The following is a 19481-nucleotide window of genomic DNA, read 5'->3' as shown; positions in this document are numbered from 1 at the left end:
AACCTCCTTATTCCAGCTCCGCTATCCAGTTGGATATGTCCGGCACATCACTGGTGAGATAATCCTTGGTAAAAGTGGAGCCAATTTCGCTTAAAATCTGAACTGACAGGGGGTGCAGCATCATGAAGATGTCCACTCCGCAGAGCATCATGGTTAACCCGGTGAATATCTCCCAGATTGGTCCCCGGTAATCAGTGGGACCCCAGGCATCGTTTTTCATCCAGGCTTCCCTGGATCCCCAGGCGTTGGTGGTTCCAGAACTCATGGGCATCTGCAGATCCTGGTCTCCCTTGAGTGCCGCCAGTCTGGTTCGGGTGATGACATCGATGGAGAATTCTATACCGTAACCTAAGGCACAGGTGGTGGGGTCCATGACAATGTCCTTTTGCGTTAAGCCCTCTTTCATGAGATACTTGTTGAGGGTTTTTTGCATGTTTATATCGGTGATGGCCCAGCTTAAGACGGCATGGTTGTAATCCACTGCTGCCTTGGCCACCCTTTTGTAGTCCAGGTCCAGGTTAGCGGAAGCCAGTAGACACCTTTCGTCCTCTGCGGCTGCGGCTGCAGCTTCCAGTATTATGGGGTCTTTCTGTGGGTCTCCCGATGCCCCTATAACCAGTGGTACGTCCACTGCCTGCAAGACTTCTTCTATGTCTTCGGCAGCCTGTCGTGGGGTTTTATCCATGACCTTGGGTCCGGTTCCAATGAGGTGTATGGTGACCATGTTGGCTCCGAAGTCCTTCACTGCCTTCTTGGCCCAGTCCCCGGGGTGTTCCATTACATCGGAGAAGTGTTCCCTTATGGGACGGGGTAGTCCGGGCATGGGGATGTCAAAGACATCAAAGGTTACCACCGGAGGATTGGGTTGTGGTTCTTCGAAGCGGTAAAGTGCCTGTTGACCTCCCAGATATACTGGTTTTCTGGTTCCGGCACCCAGTTGCACCTGGGCTACTTCACCGGGGTAATCTTTAATTGGAGGAACAAAATCAGCGGCTTCCATCATTTTGATGGTTTCCTGAACTGCAGCCTGTTTGGTTGCTGCCTGCTGCACTACTCTCTGCATGGCTGGCATTAGTTGCAGTTCCAGTTCCTCAAAGTCCATTCTAAATTCATTGATCTCTATATAGTCTGTTTTTTCCAGTAGTTTAAGAAGTTGCGACATTTTATCCATATACCCACGCCCTTAATTACTTTCTAATGTGGGATAATATCCCGGATACTGTTTTCACAGTATTTGATTCATCAGGAAGTTCCACCAGGGGTCTTCCCTCAATATCATACTGGGTTACCTCTTCATCCTCAAAGATTACCCCTGCTATGTCCAGACCAGTTTCCCTGGCTTTTTTCAGGATTTCTTCCTCATTTTCAGGATTCACCCTGTTTACCACCAGATACAACTCCTGGAATTTTATTTCCAGCTCCTCAGCCAGTTGGCCAATTCGTTGTGCAGTGAGCATTCCTCTTTTTGATTTATCAGTGACCACCAGCATCATGTCCACGTTCTGGGTGGTTCGGCGGCTCAGGTGTTCCAGGCCAGCCTCGGTGTCAATGATGATCACATCATAATTGGATGATAGGTTTTCGATTATTCTGCGGAGCATGTTGTTAACTGCACAGTAACATCCACTGCCTTCGGGTCGGCCCATAACCAGGAGATCGAAACTGGGGGTTTCAATGATGGACTCCATTATCTTGTAGTCCAAAATATCCCACTTGTTCATTCCTACTGGTATCCTGCCCTTGGCTGTGTCTTCTTTTAATTCTTCCCTAACATCTCCCACGGTTTTGTGGACATCTACCCCCAATGCTTCGGGTAAATTGCTGTCGGGGTCGGCATCAATAGCCAGAATATCCTTTCCAGTGTTGGTCAGGGATTTTATCAGGAGAGATGATACCAGGGTTTTCCCAGTTCCACCTTTTCCACTTACTGCTATGATCACTTTATTTGCTCCCAAAGTTGGTAATTTACTTAATTTTTAGGCCAGTCTTATACCGATATTCCTATTTTTTCTTGATAATCACCTTTTCGGCATAGACCTTGGCGTTTTTGAAGATTATTTTCACCCCTCCTGAGGAGGGCACAGTCAGTTCTGGTGCATAGGCCACTGGTGCCATTGACATTTCTTCCATTTCCATTTCACCCCCTAGTTCAGGAGTTTCCTCCACGGTGATTTCTTCTTCAGGAACTTCTGCTTCCGGAGTTTTCATTCGCTCCATTATGGGGTGTCCCTTTTCTTCCAGGAAACTGCGGATCTCCTTAAGGCTGGAAGCATCTTCCTCGGTGGGAATTTTATCCTTGATATCCTCGGGTATGTACTCTTCTAAGGAGTCTTTTATCTCTTTAGGTAACCATACTACCCTTTCGTAACCTCCATCGGCCTGTAAGAACTTTGGTGAGCGCATGTACTCCAGGCTGAGGCCGGTGAATCCTTCCACCTGTTTACCACCAGAGCACTGCCCGGCCATGGCCGAGAATGGTATTCCCAGTGGGGTTTCTCCCCGGAAATCGCGGTCAACGATTCCTATACCGTCCAGTTCCGGGATGTAAAAGGCAACTGCCTCAAAACAACCACAGGAAGTATGAGGATATTCAAATACACTGTGTAAAAATACCCTTTCCACTGTTCCCTGGGAGCGTTCAGTTACTACGGAGTTAACATTACTGTACTCCCCTTTAACATCGTCAATGATGTCTCCTTTTTCAACTTCGAAAATTGGTCCATCTGGATCCATTTTTGCCGCTGCCCGGCAGTCGAACCAGTTTATTGCCCCACAGAGGGCAGTTCTATCCGGGGTAACCACACATACGTGGGTGGGTGCAAATGATTGGCACATCACACAGCCATAGAAAACATCAACATCTTCATCCGACAGTTCCCTGGCTCGTGCATCCCTGTTCTGGTATTCTTCCTTTGCTTTGGCAACGAACTCTTCCACTTTGGCAGGTTCAGTTAATATGGTAATAGCAATCGAGTCAATCAGGGGGAATTCTTCCTTAAAAAGTATGGCCAATGTTTTGGCCAGATGTTCCAGTTTGAAACCTGCTGCCAGGGCTTCTTTACTTACCCGGCACCATATGGCATCTCTCTGGTTAAGGTGCATGAAACCCTTAACGTAGTTGCAGAGTTCATGGGTTCGGCGTTCAATTACTCCTTCCAGCTCCTTTTCCAGGTGTTCTCCCTGGATTTCAATCAGGATCCCCAGGGGATGGATATCTCCTTCCTGCATGGCATCCAGTTCAGGCCCTATGACCTCTATTTTGCCATCTTCAACGTTTTCTTCAACTTGTACCAGTTCAGCACCCAGAGACTTGGGTCCGGCCAGTTCCACGAACATGTTGGCTGATCTGATACGTTCCCCCTCGTACATGGGGCTTACATCAACAGGTATATCTTCAAACATCCAATTCCTCCGTTTAACAAATCCGCGCTTTCATCTCTTGTAAACACATTAATTAATCAATAAAATACTAAAATATGCTGTTTTGAGCCTGATTTTTGTAATTCACCCTTTGAGTAACCATGGATTATGTTTTCTTAGTTTTTATCCCCCTGTACCCATTTTTTCAAGATAATTGAACCATTCTTCATCCTTCATGTTGGGGAAAGAAGCATCGGCATTGGAATGGAAAAATTTACATATAGTTAATGTCTTTAAATGGGGTGCAAAGTGTTTGAGTGTGGATAATCCCTGTGAACCAATGTAGTACACACACCCCAGGAAAATCACCAGGTCATGTTGCCCTTCTCCTTTTAAACCAGACCATTCCGGGTCTTTAAGGAGGTTCACAATCTCTACTACCCCGTAAGCAGTTGGTTCCAAACCTTTTTCCTTAAAGGCTTTATAGGCATCAGCAGTGGTAACTACCGGAAGATCCCATTTTTTTGCTATCCCCGTTGCCAGGGAAAGTACCGGGTCTTCTTTAACCAACGGCCCCAGGATTAAAAGAGGCCTTTTGGCCTTTTTTATCATGAGTTCAGCTGTTTCAGGCGTTACCAACAGCGCTTGTTTCGGCCCGGCAATAACCGTAGGTTGCCAGGGTATTACTCTATCATTGGCCATCTTAATCACCGTCCATTCCCATTAAGGATGGTTCCTGAACTACTTTTCGGGGTTTCCATCCCACTTCTTCTAAAATAGCCTGAACATCCTTTTTGTAGGTTATAGGAATATCTTTCTCCGTTCTTACAAACAGATGAACATCCGGAGGTAATTCTCCGAAATAACGTTTATAAAGGTCCATATAATTGTTCAGTTTAATCTGTCTGCCTTTAGGCGTGTCAGTAGGTCTTATGCACAATTTGGCAATTACCGGCAGGGCTTCCTCCTTGGTTTCTGCAGCATAGAGTAAATGTTCTGGTGCGGGTTCCCCTTCCATTACCTCACCGGTACGCAGATCCTTAACCTTCCAGCTGTCAACCTTATCCGCCCTTCCCAGGTACAGTCTACGATATTTAGACCCGTGTGGTCCTAAAACCACCGGTATCCCCCAGCGGTTAACGCCAGTGGCTATTGCTGCGGCTTTTTGACTGTAGGCCCCCCAGGCCACTCCACAGGCACCCACCCGGTTGAGGATGTAATCGGCAATTTCTTCGAAGTTGCCTTCCAGTGGTTTTTTGGCGAATATGTTGGCGATCTTAATGGTGGCTCCCACCACATGGGAGTTAGATACACAGGATCCCATGTTAACCAGTCCACGAGCATCAAATTCACCACCATACTGTTCGTATAATGTTTTCCCTTCTTCATCCCGGTATTCTCCAATGTTCATGGCTCCACAACCAGTGGTGAGCACTATGTAGTTACGCTCCAGGAATTCTTTAGCCATTTCCGCTACTTCTTTTCCACCATTAGGATAGTTAGAGCAACCTACAAAGGCGATCACCCCTGGTATGTCTCCCAATACAAGTGGTGCACCGACTCTACGGATTTCAACGTCCTGAGCAGGCCCTCTTCCGGCCCTGATGTTGAATTTTTCTTCTTTGGAGAGTTTTTCACCCACCTTGGCCAGCATGGACATGAGTGGGAGGTCTCTTTCACATTCCTGTTCACATCTTCCACAGGTGTAGCATACATCGTTGAGATAAAGTTCTTCAAAGGTGGAGAAGTCACCTTCACCGGCCTTAACCACGGCATCCATCATGGGCTGGCCATTGGGACATACCCTAACACACCAACCACATTCTGTGCACTCCGAAGCCATTTTCTGGACTTCGTCCAGGTCAGGTAATTTTTTGAGTGTTGCTCGTTCCGGGGATAATATATTAGCAGCTTTTACCGCTACTTCTCCAACTTTAGCTGGATCCAGTATCAGGGCTCCAGGTATTTCTTTGTTCACCAGTTTACTGACGATTTTATCTGGGTCTTCACTGGTTAAATCCGGTAATCCCAGGCATATTTTATCGGTGGTGGCAATTACTGCCGTGTTCTTGGCCTGGGCTTCTTCCAGGATATCGGTACGCACACACTGTTCGTCCACCACTATAACATCAGCCACTCCACTGCGCACGAATTTGAGCTGTTTGGATATGGGCCCCACAACCTTGGCCTGGTCATTGTACCGGCTGATATCAATGGCGGCACAGCAAATTCCACAGACTTCCAGGTCTTCTTCCTGACCGGTTTCATCCATGTAATCCATTATTCCTGCACCAGGGAGTACATTGTGTCCTATACATAACACCACTGGTTTCTGGGTATCAATGGTACCCACTCCCATTTCGATTAATGGTGCATCTTCATCTCCTTTAGGCAGGTTAAGGGCTGCTATCTGAGCTATATCCCCAATTTCCATCCCTAAATTATCCATAAGTCCGGCATGGAGGGCTTTTGATTCAAAATCTATTGATTTACCTTCCTGGCCCGTGTGACATGCGGATAAAAGATGTATCATCTGTTCTTCCAGATAATCCAGGGCTTCTTTTAGATCACCTAAGTTCTGGGGTTTTTTACCCAGTACAGTCATCATTATGGGGGCTTGAATATCAATGTTCAAACCCATGTCTATGGGCTGGTCTGCACCGAATTCTTCGATCAGGTGTTCCACCAGGTGTCGGGAATGGCCCGAGTGACAGGCAGAGCCAATACAACTGGCCAGTAGTACAGTACGGGCCTGCTGGGCTTCAGCATCAATTCCGCAGGCTCCTTTTTTATTGGTCAAATCACACTTACCAAAGGTGCACAGGCAGCACATATCACAGAAGGGAGCATAGAATGGCTCATAACGACCCATCAACTTCATATCCCATGATCTTAGATCAGTTATACTGGGTTTGGGAGTAGGTCCCTGAGTTTCAACCTCTGGAACTTCAATTGCCCCGCTTGCTTCATCAATTTCACCAATGGAAATTTTAATGTCCTTGGTTTTCCAAAAATCATCCTTGAAATTTTTTGGTTTAGACTCTGGTTTGGGTGCCACAATTATCACCAATTCTTAATGATTTATAATGATAATGATTTATAATGATGTTTTCTTTCTAGTTGATTAGAATATATAAAGTTTGTGCATAACCAACATCTTTAAGCCCTAATCAGTATTACTTTAATAATAATTTCCCGGGAAATAGGGAATACTTCTTACGGTCAGACATAGGAAATTATCAATTATCACAAGTTATATATAAAATCTGATGTTATAAAAAGCAAAATTTCCCACAAACACCATTCATAACCTTGGTTTTCCACTAAAAAAAAAGTATATCCAGAAAAAAATAGTGTTAAGTAAGGGCATACATCGCCCCTTTACACCCCAATTTTGTATTATTTAGGCCTTTGGTTCCAGTCTTATTATTCAGACCTTTGGTTCCAGTCTTTTTATCATAAAAGCCATGAAGGCTACAATAGCAGGGAATAAGAACAAGTACATGATTATGAGCAGTATTGGTGGTACAACTGACCCCATAACCGTTGCTGCGGCGATAATCATGATCATGAAGATAACTGGACCCAATATGGCCACGAACATGTAGATCATAGTAAATGAGTTGAGTTTTTGGGCGTAGTCCTTTAGCTTCATTCTCATTTCATAGGCAGTATCATCGGCAATTACGCTCAGTGTTTTGGCCAGATCCCCTCCACTGGTTAACGTACGGGTGATCTGATGTATGGCCCGAGTTAGTCCTTCGGAGTTAATCCTCTCACTCATATCTACCAGGGCCTTTTCCGTGGTTTCTCCGTATTTTATTTCCTCCAGTGCCCGGGCGAATTCTTCAGAGAGAGGTCCGTAACCAGACATGGCTATGGATCGCATACTGTCATGTAAACCAATTCCAGCCCTTAATTCCGTGGCCATTTGCCGTAAAGCGTAGGGTAATTCCCGTGAAGCAGCGGTAGAACGGCCACCAGTTTTGATTTTGGGCATATACACAATGAACATGGTCATGAGCAAGATGATAATACCAAAGACCAGCCCAATCTCCACACCGAATCCCAGAACCACGATGATGGTGAAAACAACGGCAAAGGCAATTACACCCATAATTAAAATAAGTTTAGGATCCAAACCTGGTTTTTCCTCTTCCTTCAGAAGCTCTTCCAGGGATGCTTTACGTACTGCTTCTTTCTGGGCTTTATCATCATCTTCAACCTTTTCTTTCCTCTCGTATTTCTGGTCAATGAGATCACGGAAAATTTCAATTTCATCCTTTTCCATGCCCATTTTCTTGATAACTTTACGAGGAGCTTTATTTTTAGAAACAGATTTAGGTTCGAAGGCACCCTCTTCCGGTTTAGTTTCTCTTTTAATGGAAGGTCTAGATATTTTAGGCCTTTCAACATCCCTAATCTTTTTAACAGGTTTTTGCACTCCTTCACTGACCTTCTGAACTCCACCGCCAACTTTCTGGCTGGAGTTAAGTGTCAGGTCACCTATACGGTTGAAGACCTTTTTAATACCGCCAAAGACCATTCCTCTCACCAAAACCTTCTTTTTATTATCTACCGGTCCATGTATCTAAATAGATATGACTTGATTGTAATTCATTATTAAATAGATATCCCTAAAGCTTAAAGTATTCTGTCTAGCATCCCATCTGGATCTTTGTAGTAACTGTTGATACAGCGGCCCACTTCCTCAATGGAACGGATGTTGTTATCCGCCAGATATTCAAGAACCAGTCTCCTTTTTTCAATTTCTTCTTCCAGTTCAGATATGCCCACACCCCTCATTTCTGCTATTTCTCTCAGGGTCTGGCTGGCAATTCCCACATATTCTACCTTATCAGTTACGTTATTCCACTCAAACACCCGGTTAAGCTGAACATTACCTTCTTCCATTCCCACCACTTCCGCAACTTCAGTGATACGGCGGATGGATCCTCCTTCAGCCCGGTACATACGGTTTTGCATGATAATGAAGTCCAGTGCCGGGATCATTATGTTAGGCACGTTCATTGGTGGATTTACCAAACGGGTGATGGTTTCCCGAGCAGTGTTGGAGTGGAGAGTTCCCATTCCAGAGTGACCAGTGTTCAATGCCGTGAAAAGGGTTATGGCCTCCATCCCACGAACTTCCCCTACTATTACCCGGTCCGGTCTCTGTCGGAGGGAGTTTTTAACCAGAGTATCCATGGTGAGTTCACCCTTCCCTTCAATGTTGGGTGGCCTGGTTTCCATACGTAAAACATGAGAGTGAGGTAACTGCAATTCCAGAGTATCTTCAATGGTTATGATACGCTCTCGTGGGGGTACAAAGGCAGCTATAGTGTTGAGGGTGGTAGTTTTACCCGAACCAGTACCTCCGGCAATAATGGCGTTACAGGGTTTTACACCCATACCATCGGTACACACCCACAGGAACCCTGCCAAATGAGAGGACATGGTTTTGAAGTTGATTAAATCCACCACAGTGAGGGGATCTTTCCTGAATTTCCTGATGGTCAGGGTGGGCCCATCGGCAGAAACCGGAGGGAGGGTGGCGTTAACCCTGGAACCATCCTTAAGACGGGCGTCCAGTATAGGAGTTTGCTGGTCAATACGCCGGTTAACCTGTCGGGCGATAACATCGATTATGGACCTTATATCATCGTCAGACTCAAAAACCACGTTGGTGACCATCATCCCGATCTTACGGTGGTAAACAAAGACATTACTACCGGTACCAATGACCATGATCTCCTCTAGATCATCGTCCTTGATCATGGGATCCAGTTTTCCGTACCCTAACATCACCTGGGAGATCTGAGTGGCCAGTCTTTCCACATCTCGAACTCCTCTGGTTCTGAGAAACTGTTTAACGTCTCCTATAAATGATTCTTCATCAATATTAAATTCCTCGCCCTGGGAAACAGCAACTTCCACCAGTTTCTCCCGGACTTCGTTGAAGATCATCTCTTCCTTGTCGGAAAAATGAGGAACACTGACGTTGTATTTGGGGATAAGGCCTTCTTCTACTATCTCTGCCTTCAATCCTGTGGAAGCTTTCCTGACCTTTTTCTCACGTTTGGGTGGTTTTTTCATTATCTGGTCTAGGGTAAACTTTTCTTCCTCTTCTGGAACTGGAGGTTCCCTTTCTTTGCGAGGTACAGGATATTCCTCCTCCTCGACTATTTCTTCCTCCTTCTCTTCGTCAGAACCGAACTCTCCCAGAAGATCCCTCAGTATTTCCTTGCGTTTGTCCTTCATTTTCTCACGATTTAACAGTAGATTATTAGCCTGGGGCATTACAGCAGGGCATGATCAAATAAATTCCATTATTAAATTAAATTAATATTATTTATATAAAGTATCAAATATTTAAGTATATGGACATAAAGTGCCGATGCAACCAAGATTGTATTAAAAAACCGCCGATGGTCCTTGAGGAAATAGAAGATATTTATTTTCCCTGTGATAACTGTTCAGATTGGAATTTCAAGAAATTCAAACCATTCACTGGGCAGATAGATCCCTCAGAAAGTATAGATGAAAACTGGGGGAGATGTTCCTGTGGCCGTCGCCACTTGGACGTGGTGGTGGGCCACATACTCCGGATCATGCAGTTGGAAGGAATTAAGGATGAAAAGTCCACTCTGCGAGATGCCTGTATTCCCCTGATAACCCCGGCCTACCCCCTCCGCAATGTACCCTACCTACCCCCGGATACCCTGGTAATATTATCCCCTGATGTGGATGAAAAATGTGCTAAAAAGATAGTAAAGGAAGTACCTGAAGTTAAAGGTGTGCTTAAAGGAGATATTAAAGATACAGTTGGAATTAAAGATAATAAGACTTATAACTGGTACAAATTACTGGCAGGATGTGATATGCGCTGTGACCTGGTGCAAACTGGGGCCGGACCCCTCTGTATCTACAAACACCAGGGTGAAATACATGTAGAGTTCCCTAAACCAGTATCACCCAAGATTTCAGCCTTGAGTAAGGTGATGAGCCAATACCATAATCCTAAAATTCTGGACTGCACCTGTGGTCCCGGGACACTGGGGATAGCTGCCCTTAAAGCAGGAGCCAGCAGGGTTGTTTTCAATGATCTGTGGTACCCAGCAGCCTACGCCACCAGCCTTAACCTGGAAGTTAACGGGTACCCGGTAGAACTATCCGATAAAAAGGAAGGATTAATTTCCCACGGAAAATCATGGGATGTTTACTGTCTGGATGTGGAGGAACTTAGCTCATCTTTAGAAGAAAAATTCCATATCGGAGTGGTGGATACCTTCCCCGGAATGGACACCACAGTCTTTATCAAAGCCATAGAAGACCTCTGTCAGGAAGTTATAGTTATTTAAAATGTAATAGTTATTTAAATATAGATACCGTGATTAAACCGGCAGATAATAATGTATGAAACATAACTAAACCAAGGGGGGATCATTAGCTTATTCCCGTGTAAATCACAATGGCCGGAATAATTAACACCCCCATAAGGTTTGATTTATTAATATCTAAATAATGGGGGAGCAATCCAAGGGAAACCGATGTTATGTAGGTCACTATTACAAATAACAGATTCGCATTTTCCATCACCGCAAAAAGGACCACTAAAAAACTCATAAAAACTATAACCAGCCACGATAGTTTCTCATAATCTATTTTTTCTATAAAATGACTAAACCAATCCCCTAACTTTATACAGAGAACCAGGGAAATGGATACACTGGTTATGGCCGCGAATATCATGATTAAAAGATGGTTAAAGTCCAGTCCCTGCAGTATCTGATTAACATAAACCGCAATCCCACTGCGAGGATTACCAATTAGATAAATTGCTATAAGTGAAAAAAGGGCATCAGAGGCATTAACACCACTCATGGCCACCAAAAAGCCCTCCCTCTCACTACCACTGTCGGAACTACCACTTAACTCCTGGGCCAGAAGACTTCCCTGGGCTGGTCCCATACCCGGTAGAAATCCCAGAATACTTCCGGCAATCCCCCCGGCAAATATCCCCCGGAATATGTCCCCATCCATTTCCAGGTTATAATCCTGGTGCTGGGGAGGTAGTACCGATTTTTGGGAAAGACTGTGAAGAAGGGTGCTCACTCCGAAAAGGCCGGAAAAAAGACACAATAAGGAAACACTTGCCGATAGTGGGGAATTAAGGGCGGTCCATCCCATGATCCCTGAAAAAAGGAATAGGATGCAGGACCATATAAATGAAGTCCAGTCCCGGCTGAGGCGTATCAACATGTAAATCACCGTCACCGATAGGATAATCCAGATGTATGGTTTTAACAAGCCGTACACAAAGGGTAACCCTACCATAAACAGGGGTAAAAGGATTATGGTTACTATCATGGCCCCAAATCCCCCCAGGGAGACCAGGCGTATGGCTTCCTTTCCCCTTCCCTGAAGCAGGAGGTGGTGACCAGGCATGACTGAAAGGACAGTTCCTTCCTCTGGTACTCCCAGGTACATGGAGGGTACAAACTCCAGAAGTGCGTGGGATATGGACATGGATAACAGGAACACTGCCAGTACCTCTGGGGAATAGGAGTAGAGAAGAAGGGGTGATGCAGAAAAAACAAAGGCACCAGCCGTATTCACATGAATACCCGGGATTAAACCAGTTACCACACCACATAAAACTCCAATTACACAGGCCAGTACCAGATCCAACATTCACCAACATCCCCCTCACTAAGTGATTTAATAATATTAATTCTATAATTAGTATTAATAATTTACGGTGAGTGCCGAACCAAGGTCATCAATTGAATCAAAAATCAAACTGAATCAAAAATAAAATTACCAAAATGAATAACTACTTATCCGGATAAACAACAAAATAAAAAGGTTTTTAGGAACATTTAATCCCTCCCAAGGATTATTTATGTCCCCGGGAACATTTATGGAAAACAAAGTTTCCAAACAACATTCCCCTGCAAGTTAAAATAAATTGGCTAAAAAATAAACTTACATTAACCGGCGGACGTCCAGCACTTCTACACTGGCCACATCGTCGATCTGGTTGAAAGCTTCCTCTGCATTTTCAGTTCCACCTTCACCATCATCAACAACTACCATTACGTTGAGAGCCACCAGACCGAAGGCAATGGGTTCTTCCTCAATTTTATGTAATTCAGTTCCTTCTGGTATTGACTGTTCAACTGTTTCTTTTAACTGGGCCAGGTCTACTTCTGGACTTTCGGGCATTAATTTTATAGTTGCAACTACTTCTCCCATCTTAATTCCTCCAATTTGATTTTAATAATCCATGGATCTGTAAAAATCCCACAGATAGTTTTATTACCCGAATAGAGAATTAATTCTATCTGCACACACTAATAACAAGCAGTAAATACTGGAAAATCAGTGGATTAATATAATCTAAGTTTTATTTAAGGATTTAATCCAGGATTTAATCCTCAAATTTTTACCAATCCTCTAAAATCCCTGATACTTAGGGACCTTTAAATCCGCACTTGCACTGGTAGAGATGACCGAAGGTTCGGCATTTCTGACATCGGTACAGTACTTCGTCACATTCCGGACATACAAATTTTACATAGGTCTCTACAGGTGATATCTCTTGTTTACATGATGTACATTCTATTTTTTCCATTCAATCTCCTCCGATAAACGTGTTTATAGTGCTCTGTCCGTTTAATATGGCCCTAACCCTCTCGGGGTGTTTGCCATTTACAACATAAGCACTGGTTTTATATTTAAGTAAAAGCTCAGCAAAGCTCTCATCTAATGATGTTTCACCAAAATTTAGAAGTTTTTCCCCACTAATTTCCTTGATGAATTGGGCGCCATCCAGGGATGGTTTATGTGTGTATATACCATCTACATTGGTGGTTATTAATAGTTTCGCCTCAAGTAAATGTGATAGGTACAGGGCAATGGAATCTGAGGTTACCCTCCAGGAGTGTTCCAGGGGATCCAGATACTCCAGGAGCAGGGAAGGGATTAGGACGGGTAATTTTCCAGAATTCAGGGTAATTTTAACTTCATCTAACGATTTAACTGCCTTTGCTCCCTTAATTTTGTCTGCCAGGAGCTGGCCCAGTATATCCATACAGAGTATGGCAGTTCTGTGGCTGGCCGTGGGGGTGAAGTTCAGTTTTTCATGGTACTCCCGGATCTGGTTGGCCAGAATGCCACCTCCACAGACTACCAGCAGGTCCTCTCCCACCAGTTCCTGGGCCAGATTGATGGCATAATAAGGAAAAAGACTCCCACCTATCTTAACCACCCATTCCATACCTGATTCTCCTTCAAATAATAGATGTTATATCATTATGTTATAGCCATATTACGTGTTATAGCCATACAGCCTAATTAAAGCAAACCTACTTATTTAAGCAACTTAAGATCCTGGGTAATTTTATCTATTTTTTCATCCTTATCCGGTCCAATACCCAACCCAGTTACAGTAGAGGGAGGAATTTCAGTGTGTCCTGCATCAGTTACCAGAAAACTGGGGATCCCAGCAGCCTTGACCAGTTCATATACTTGGAAAAGCTCTTCCTGGCTTTTAACCTGAACCACTACTTTCTTACCACCTTCCAATTCCCACTCCCGTATACTTCTTTCATCGGCCTTTTTATAAGCCCCTAAACTAGCATGACATGCCTGGGCAGCTAATTTGCCCTTACTCATTTTCAGATCTGCTCTCATTACCATGACTTGTTTCATATTTTTCCACCATAGATTAGAATGAAATAAATTTTAGATTGAAATGAATTTATTGGATTAAATAAAGCTAAATCCATTACTACAGGATTTACCATATAACTTTGGATTTTATGATTTTAATTAATTTTTCCCATTCATATTATTATAATTATATTCAAAAACACCCTCAATATCAATTGTCTAAGTTAATTAAAAATTAGTGAAACTGGGGGATTCATTGCCGGAGCCGTTTACCTACCCGCTGGGTATCCACAGAGTAAACTTCCATTCCGGGAATAACAACCCTCACAACTGGAATGTCTATTTCAGGCCGGGTTAAATCCTTGTAAAAGACATCATCAAAACTACATTTACCCAGAAGTTTCAGGGAAGTTTCAATATCATCTTTAAATGTTTTTCTGGCTTTATTTTCAATGTCAGATAGATCCACTCTATCCCCAAATTCACCAAACCAGTGACGGTTGATTCGTTTCATGCGCTGGTAACCTGCTTTGCGCATGAAAACTGCCCGGGTGGTGTCTTCGCGGGTTCCGTGGATCTGGGTGGCCCTGCTTTGAGCCACTTCAGTTAAGGCCCGAAGAGCCGCAACTTCCGGATCAAGATGGGTTCCCACCCCCAGTGTTAAAAGTGCCGGGTCTTTGAGTATGGTGTCATCAGAAACCGCAGCCATGGTGGGAATTTCCACATCAGCAGTGAGTTCAACCAGTTTAACATCCACGCCTGCTTTCTGGAATTTGTCTAGTACTTCCTGTATCAGAGGGTTCTCAGTAGTGGTACAATCTACTTCCCGTGGGGGTTGCCGCCGGGCTTCGAATATGCTCCAGGCATCTCTTTCCACCACTTCAGTTATACCGTGGAACACTGCCTCTTCCAGGACATTGCCCGATGCTAGCCCGTTGGTACTTGATTTGAAAAGGAAGTTTCCATTGCTGGGTTGATAGGGATGGTAAACTGCATTGGCCGGTAACAGGCATTCCTCATCATTAACAGCATTGACTGCAGCTACCCAATCAATATCAGTTTTATCTGCATTCAAGGAACCGGCGGGTAGTATCAGTGAAGCAGGATCAACACACCACTTCATCTCATTGAAAGGACCAGTGACGATATTTTCCATATCTGATTCCTGTTTTTCGGCAGAGTACCTTTCAAAGGCTTCCATCATAGCCGAGGCCTTTGCCTGTGGTTGGGTGACTCCTTTACCGGCGTAAATGCTCACCGCTCCCTCTGCTGCGCCGGGGCGGATGGCAGAATAAACTGGTATCCCAATACGATCCAGATGGGTGATCTCCGCTATTCTGGTAACTCCGGCAATCCTGAGTTTCCCTTCCACCTTATCTATGGTTTCCTGAGGGTCACGGCAGCGGTGTGTCCCTCTAAAGTATTTGACTGGAATTTCTTTAAACATACCGATCAGTGTAGACGTGATTATTTAAACTTGATTTTAGTTTAACTTAATTTTAGAGCATTCTAGAACATGTAAGCTATAACGTAGGGATAGGCCATCATTACAAATGCTACGGCAATGGTAACCAGCCATATGAGGGGATTCCATTTGAACACCTTCGCCCCGTCTAACATGAACACCGGGAGCAGGTTGAAAAATGCTAAAAAACTGTTAATTGTAAACCCGAGACTGCAAACCAGGGATAATAGAGGAGAGTACGGTGCAACTAGCAGGATAACAAAAAATGTGATGGCCAGTGCTATGTTAGTTAAAGGGCCGGCAATTGATATTTTTCCGTTTTCCTCCTTGGAAATGTACTGTCCGTGAATGTAAACCGCACCGGGTGCAGCGAAAACAAATCCTAAAGCCGCGGTTACTATGGCCAGAATTAATCCTTGAACCCATAGCCGGTATTCAGCATAAAAACCATATCTTACTGCCATAAATTTATGGGCCAGCTCGTGAAACACGAACCCCAATCCAACAGCTACCAGGGCCACTGGTATGAGTGATATGAAGTCTCCGTGGTTTATACCCTTGAATACATAGGCAAAAACTCCGCCAATAACCAGCATGGAGATTATAATGTCCCTAATCTCACGGGATGTGAAGTTAACCATAATTATATTAAAGAACCTCTCCTCATTTATAAATGATTTGCCCTAGAACTACTTCTTTAGGGGAGATATTTCCAAAGATTTTTATTATTCTAAAGACAATATAACCATAAAAAAGCCCCGAAGAACGATTTCTCCGGATTTATTGGTGATTAAATGCCAGTCACCGCCAAACTGGAAAAAACATGAAAGTAAAATTAAACACGGATATAATCCTAAAACTCACACCGGACAATCCCAAAATCCAGTTTGAGCAATTTAGGAAAAAAGGGAACTAATGGTTTTCTAAAAAAAAGAGTGTTGTTCCATTGGTTTTAGGGATTTAACGTGGGTTTAGAGTGTCAAAGTAGTTTTAGAAATATCAAAGTGTCATATATCAGTGAGTGTTGATTTTATGAATACCAGTTGTGAGTACTGCCAGATAGATGGAGGTTATGGGGAACTTATAGGGGAGACCACTCACTGGATGGTGTATCTGGCACCCAGTCAACGTTATCTGGGAACCTGTGTGGTGGCCCTTAAAAGACACTGCAGCAATCTTTCCCAGGTGAATAATGAGGAATGGACTGATTTTGCCCAGGTAGTCCAAAAAATGGAAGAATCACTGGAACAGATATTCCAGCCCACCTTATACAACTGGAGTTGCTATAAAAATTCTGTTTTCAGGAAGCCTAATCCTAACCCGGAAATCCACTGGCACTTCATTCCCCGTTACCAGAACCCAGTGTACTTTGAGGGGATGGAATTTATGGACCCTGATTTTGGCTACATTCCCCGCCCAGAAAAAAGTGAAATACCCCCAAAGGCCATGAAAAAGCTGGCCATGAAATTAAAAAATATTTTTGCATCCAAATGACTAAAAAAATAGTTTTACATCGAATAAATTTTATTCGGGTACAATCTCACCAAGGTTAGTTTATGAAAATAGATAAAATAATAGAAAAAATGGATCAGGACGATTTAAAAGCCATAATCATATTAAAACCTGAAAATATAGCATATGTGACTGGTTTTTATCCTTCCAGCATCGCAATTTTAATATTGAAAGATGAGCCCTTGCTTTTTTCCTCAAAAATGGATCTGGAGGAAGCTCACCAAAAGTCCAGCATAGCTGTGGAAGAATTCAAATCCCTGAGCGAACTTAGAAAAACTCTCCAAGCAACAATTCAGGGTAAAGTAGGTGTGGAGTATTCCATGAGCATGGGGACCTACAGAAAGCTGTGTGGGGAACTGCCAGTGGAGCTTACCCATATCATTGAAGATTTCCGGGCCATCAAATCATCAGATGAGATTAAAAAGATTGAAGGAGCCATCAAAATTGCCGAGGATTCCTTTAAAAATCTGGATTTGGCAGTGAGTGAGGATAATCTGGCGGCCCAAATAGAGTATAACATGAGGTCAGCCGGTTCCATAAAACCTTCTTTTGAAACCATAGTGGCTTCCGGGCCACGATCAAGCCTCCCCCATACATCTACAACATCTCAACCGTTAGAAAGTCCCTTAATGATAGATTGGGGCGCCCTGTACCAGAACTATGCCTCGGACATGACCCGTACCCTAATCCGTGGCGGTGAAAAAGAGGAAGAAATTTTTTCCATAGTGCTGGAGGCACAGCAAAAAGCAATAGAAGCTATAAAGCCTGGTGTTAAAGCTTCCTACATTGATGAAGTAGCCCGTGGTGTTATTGAAGATTATGGGTATGGTGATAATTTCATACACTCCACTGGACATGGAGTGGGATTAGAAATTCATGAAAACCCATCCTTATCTTTTAAAAGTGATGAAATACTGGAAAAGGGAATGGTAGTCACTGTTGAACCCGGGATATATCTGGAGGGAAAATTCGGGATCAGGGTGGAAGATATGATACTGGTCAAAAACCAGGCCCAGGTTTTAACCCACCTTCCCCGGGAAATTTTATTTTAATGACCCGGAGATTTTCTTCTCCTCCACTTTATTTTTAGAAGGATGTTGAAAAAAGTAGGGACTAATTTATAGGGTAATTTATAAAGATTAGAATATAATATAAGATTAGAATATAATATTATATAGAATAATATAATACTAATCAGTTCATACATCAATAATAATATATTATAATAGGTGAGAATATGGCCCTTATACCCCCGGCACTTGCCCCTATATCCAACAGTATTGATAATATTTTTCCTGACAAATATCTGGTACGACTACAGGAAATCCTGATTCGTTCCGGTATGTATGTCAAGGCTTCCGATCTTTTGACCCTGATTTGTGGTGCCGGATTGTTACTGGGGATAATCGTCCTTATCGCGTTTATTATAATGGGTATCAATCCCGTAATAGGTTTCATTATAGGTTTAATTGCCCCTGCAGCTCTCATATTCGGTTGGATATTTTTCATGATGGAAAAAAGGGTGGATGCCATTGAACAGGGTACACCTGACTTTTTAAGGCAGATTTCATCACTTTTAAGATCAGGGGTGGGTGTAGAAACTGCCATGGAAGATATTTCCAAACACGGGGCAGGTCCCTTAAACGACGAGCTTAAAAGGGCAGTAATTGAAATAAAAATAGGAAGTTCGTTTGAAGATGCTCTTTTGGGAATGAGTGAACGCCTGAAATCTAAAACACTGGATAGAACATTCCGGATGATCATCGAAGGCCGTAGAGTAGGTGGTAGCCTGGCCGATGTTATTGAAACTGTTGCTGAAGATTTAAGGGCTATTTTAGCATTGCAGAGGGAAAGAAAAGCTAACGTTATGATGTCGGTGATGTTCCTGCTGATAGCAGCCATAATTGCCGCTCCTTTCGCACTGGGAATGATCATGTCCTATTCTTCCTTTATTGGATCACTGGGTAAGCCTAATCCATTGGCAGCTGCAGCTGCAACTGGAGCAACGGGATACATTATTATCCACTCGGTAATTGCCGGTTTACTCATGGGAATCGTGCTGTATGGAAGTGCCAAGAAGGGAGTTAAATTCTCACTAGCCCTGGCTCCAGTGGCCTATGGAATATTTTATGTTATTCAAACCCTGGGACCATCTATCCTGGGAATTTCATGATTAGGGAGTGTTACTATGAGAATGATTGATAGGGGAATCAGGAACGATGAAGCTGCCCAGACTGCCGCTGAATATTTGATGATATTTGGAGGTATAATTGTGATTGTTCTGGTGGCAGTAATTTCCTACCAGAATTACGTGAAGGGGTTGGGAGGCAACATAACCAATGGTAGTGAAGTTCAATCCATTGAAAATAACCTTCAAGACATTAACAATACCCTAAACCAAACTTAAAAAACCATATAAATATAAAATTATACTCTTTTTTCATTTTAGAGACGGTAATATTAATTT

19 protein-coding genes are annotated in these 19481 nt (G+C 43.4%); 5 read left to right on the top strand and 14 right to left on the bottom strand.

Annotation, left to right across the window (positions count from 1 at the left end; genetic code table 11):
* Positions 1-7 precede the first annotated feature (7 nt).
* From cdhD to CIT02_RS10230, 7 genes are all read right to left on the bottom strand, one after another.
* Complete coding sequence (cdhD, locus tag CIT02_RS10260; protein WP_292612187.1) at positions 8-1171, bottom strand: CO dehydrogenase/acetyl-CoA synthase subunit delta; 1164 nt, start codon at positions 1169-1171, stop codon at positions 8-10.
* A 16-nt stretch (positions 1172-1187) separates the two neighbouring features.
* Positions 1188-1940 carry an AAA family ATPase gene (locus CIT02_RS10255; protein WP_292612185.1) on the bottom strand — a complete coding sequence of 251 codons (753 nt, stop codon included), beginning with the start codon at positions 1938-1940 and terminating at the stop codon, positions 1188-1190.
* A 61-nt stretch (positions 1941-2001) separates the two neighbouring features.
* Positions 2002-3402, bottom strand: coding sequence for a CO dehydrogenase/CO-methylating acetyl-CoA synthase complex subunit beta (gene cdhC / locus CIT02_RS10250; protein ID WP_292612183.1), 1401 nt, complete (start codon positions 3400-3402; stop codon positions 2002-2004).
* Positions 3403-3543: 141 nt separating this feature from the next.
* Entirely contained in the window at positions 3544-4062 is a 519-nt protein-coding gene (gene cdhB / locus CIT02_RS10245; RefSeq protein WP_048072369.1) for a CO dehydrogenase/acetyl-CoA synthase complex subunit epsilon, read from the bottom strand.
* A gap of 1 nt (position 4063) precedes the next feature.
* The gene (gene cdhA, locus CIT02_RS10240; RefSeq protein WP_292612180.1) at positions 4064-6427 is read right to left on the bottom strand and encodes a CO dehydrogenase/acetyl-CoA synthase complex subunit alpha; all 2364 of its coding nucleotides are present in this window, start codon (positions 6425-6427) and stop codon (positions 4064-4066) included.
* A 363-nt stretch (positions 6428-6790) separates the two neighbouring features.
* Positions 6791-7906 (bottom strand): type II secretion system F family protein, encoded by a 1116-nt coding sequence (locus CIT02_RS10235; protein WP_292612178.1) that lies wholly within the window; start codon positions 7904-7906, stop codon positions 6791-6793.
* Positions 7907-8004: 98 nt separating this feature from the next.
* Positions 8005-9621, bottom strand: a complete 1617-nt coding sequence (locus CIT02_RS10230) for a CpaF family protein (protein WP_292612176.1) — start codon at positions 9619-9621, stop codon at positions 8005-8007.
* 167 nt (positions 9622-9788) lie between these two features.
* Between CIT02_RS10230 and CIT02_RS10225 the strand changes: the two genes are divergently transcribed.
* Entirely contained in the window at positions 9789-10721 is a 933-nt protein-coding gene (locus tag CIT02_RS10225) for a 50S ribosomal protein L11 methyltransferase (RefSeq protein ID WP_292612174.1), read from the top strand.
* A gap of 85 nt (positions 10722-10806) precedes the next feature.
* On the opposite strand, the gene CIT02_RS10220 is transcribed toward CIT02_RS10225, so the two are convergent.
* The 7 genes from CIT02_RS10220 to CIT02_RS10190 all read right to left on the bottom strand — a co-directional run bounded on the left by CIT02_RS10220 (position 10807) and on the right by CIT02_RS10190 (position 16143).
* Complete coding sequence (locus CIT02_RS10220) at positions 10807-12054, bottom strand: tripartite tricarboxylate transporter permease (RefSeq protein ID WP_292612172.1); 1248 nt, start codon at positions 12052-12054, stop codon at positions 10807-10809.
* A gap of 294 nt (positions 12055-12348) precedes the next feature.
* Entirely contained in the window at positions 12349-12618 is a 270-nt protein-coding gene (locus tag CIT02_RS10215) for an elongation factor 1-beta (protein WP_048072374.1), read from the bottom strand.
* A 217-nt stretch (positions 12619-12835) separates the two neighbouring features.
* Positions 12836-12997, bottom strand: a complete 162-nt coding sequence (locus tag CIT02_RS10210) for a zinc finger domain-containing protein (protein ID WP_048072375.1) — start codon at positions 12995-12997, stop codon at positions 12836-12838.
* On the bottom strand, positions 12998-13642 hold the full coding sequence (locus CIT02_RS10205; protein WP_292612169.1) for a delta 1-pyrroline-5-carboxylate synthetase: 645 nt from the start codon (positions 13640-13642) through the stop codon (positions 12998-13000).
* A 92-nt stretch (positions 13643-13734) separates the two neighbouring features.
* Positions 13735-14076 (bottom strand): peptidyl-tRNA hydrolase Pth2, encoded by a 342-nt coding sequence (pth2, locus tag CIT02_RS10200; RefSeq protein WP_292612167.1) that lies wholly within the window; start codon positions 14074-14076, stop codon positions 13735-13737.
* A gap of 214 nt (positions 14077-14290) precedes the next feature.
* Positions 14291-15484, bottom strand: a complete 1194-nt coding sequence (locus CIT02_RS10195; protein ID WP_292612165.1) for a YcaO-related McrA-glycine thioamidation protein — start codon at positions 15482-15484, stop codon at positions 14291-14293.
* Between the two features lie 62 nt (positions 15485-15546).
* A complete protein-coding gene (locus CIT02_RS10190; protein WP_292612163.1) occupies positions 15547-16143 on the bottom strand; it encodes a site-2 protease family protein in 597 nt (198 codons plus the stop codon).
* 391 nt (positions 16144-16534) lie between these two features.
* On the opposite strand from CIT02_RS10190, the gene CIT02_RS10185 reads away from it, so the two are divergent.
* From CIT02_RS10185 to CIT02_RS10170, 4 genes are all read left to right on the top strand, one after another.
* Positions 16535-16996 (top strand): HIT family protein, encoded by a 462-nt coding sequence (locus tag CIT02_RS10185; protein WP_292612161.1) that lies wholly within the window; start codon positions 16535-16537, stop codon positions 16994-16996.
* Positions 16997-17058: 62 nt separating this feature from the next.
* Positions 17059-18066, top strand: coding sequence for a Xaa-Pro peptidase family protein (locus CIT02_RS10180; protein WP_292612159.1), 1008 nt, complete (start codon positions 17059-17061; stop codon positions 18064-18066).
* Between the two features lie 185 nt (positions 18067-18251).
* The gene (locus tag CIT02_RS10175) at positions 18252-19187 is read left to right on the top strand and encodes a type II secretion system F family protein (protein WP_292612157.1); all 936 of its coding nucleotides are present in this window, start codon (positions 18252-18254) and stop codon (positions 19185-19187) included.
* A gap of 15 nt (positions 19188-19202) precedes the next feature.
* Positions 19203-19421 carry a hypothetical protein gene (locus tag CIT02_RS10170; protein WP_052659959.1) on the top strand — a complete coding sequence of 73 codons (219 nt, stop codon included), beginning with the start codon at positions 19203-19205 and terminating at the stop codon, positions 19419-19421.
* Positions 19422-19481: the final 60 nt, after the last annotated feature.

Origin of the sequence: Methanobacterium sp. BAmetb5 (assembly GCF_003491305.1) — an archaeon.
Lineage (GTDB): Archaea > Methanobacteriota > Methanobacteria > Methanobacteriales > Methanobacteriaceae > Methanobacterium.
This window is presented reverse-complemented; position numbering and strand designations above follow the sequence as displayed.

What these genes read in the sequence shown, in the direction of transcription:
- cdhD (WP_292612187.1), bottom strand. Translation starts at nt 1,171, where the DNA reads ATGGATAAAATGTCGCAACTTCTTAAACTACTGGAAAAAACAGACTAT.
- cdhC (WP_292612183.1), bottom strand. Translation starts at nt 3,402, where the DNA reads ATGTTTGAAGATATACCTGTTGATGTAAGCCCCATGTACGAGGGGGAA.
- cdhB (WP_048072369.1), bottom strand. Translation starts at nt 4,062, where the DNA reads ATGGCCAATGATAGAGTAATACCCTGGCAACCTACGGTTATTGCCGGG.
- CIT02_RS10235 (WP_292612178.1), bottom strand. Translation starts at nt 7,906, where the DNA reads ATGGTCTTTGGCGGTATTAAAAAGGTCTTCAACCGTATAGGTGACCTG.
- CIT02_RS10230 (WP_292612176.1), bottom strand. Translation starts at nt 9,621, where the DNA reads ATGAAGGACAAACGCAAGGAAATACTGAGGGATCTTCTGGGAGAGTTC.
- CIT02_RS10225 (WP_292612174.1), top strand. Translation starts at nt 9,789, where the DNA reads ATGGTCCTTGAGGAAATAGAAGATATTTATTTTCCCTGTGATAACTGT.
- CIT02_RS10220 (WP_292612172.1), bottom strand. Translation starts at nt 12,054, where the DNA reads ATGTTGGATCTGGTACTGGCCTGTGTAATTGGAGTTTTATGTGGTGTG.
- CIT02_RS10215 (WP_048072374.1), bottom strand. Translation starts at nt 12,618, where the DNA reads ATGGGAGAAGTAGTTGCAACTATAAAATTAATGCCCGAAAGTCCAGAA.
- CIT02_RS10210 (WP_048072375.1), bottom strand. Translation starts at nt 12,997, where the DNA reads ATGGAAAAAATAGAATGTACATCATGTAAACAAGAGATATCACCTGTA.
- CIT02_RS10205 (WP_292612169.1), bottom strand. Translation starts at nt 13,642, where the DNA reads ATGGAATGGGTGGTTAAGATAGGTGGGAGTCTTTTTCCTTATTATGCC.
- pth2 (WP_292612167.1), bottom strand. Translation starts at nt 14,076, where the DNA reads ATGAAACAAGTCATGGTAATGAGAGCAGATCTGAAAATGAGTAAGGGC.
- CIT02_RS10195 (WP_292612165.1), bottom strand. Translation starts at nt 15,484, where the DNA reads ATGTTTAAAGAAATTCCAGTCAAATACTTTAGAGGGACACACCGCTGC.
- CIT02_RS10190 (WP_292612163.1), bottom strand. Translation starts at nt 16,143, where the DNA reads ATGGTTAACTTCACATCCCGTGAGATTAGGGACATTATAATCTCCATG.
- CIT02_RS10185 (WP_292612161.1), top strand. Translation starts at nt 16,535, where the DNA reads ATGAATACCAGTTGTGAGTACTGCCAGATAGATGGAGGTTATGGGGAA.
- CIT02_RS10180 (WP_292612159.1), top strand. Translation starts at nt 17,059, where the DNA reads ATGAAAATAGATAAAATAATAGAAAAAATGGATCAGGACGATTTAAAA.
- CIT02_RS10175 (WP_292612157.1), top strand. Translation starts at nt 18,252, where the DNA reads ATGGCCCTTATACCCCCGGCACTTGCCCCTATATCCAACAGTATTGAT.
- CIT02_RS10170 (WP_052659959.1), top strand. Translation starts at nt 19,203, where the DNA reads ATGAGAATGATTGATAGGGGAATCAGGAACGATGAAGCTGCCCAGACT.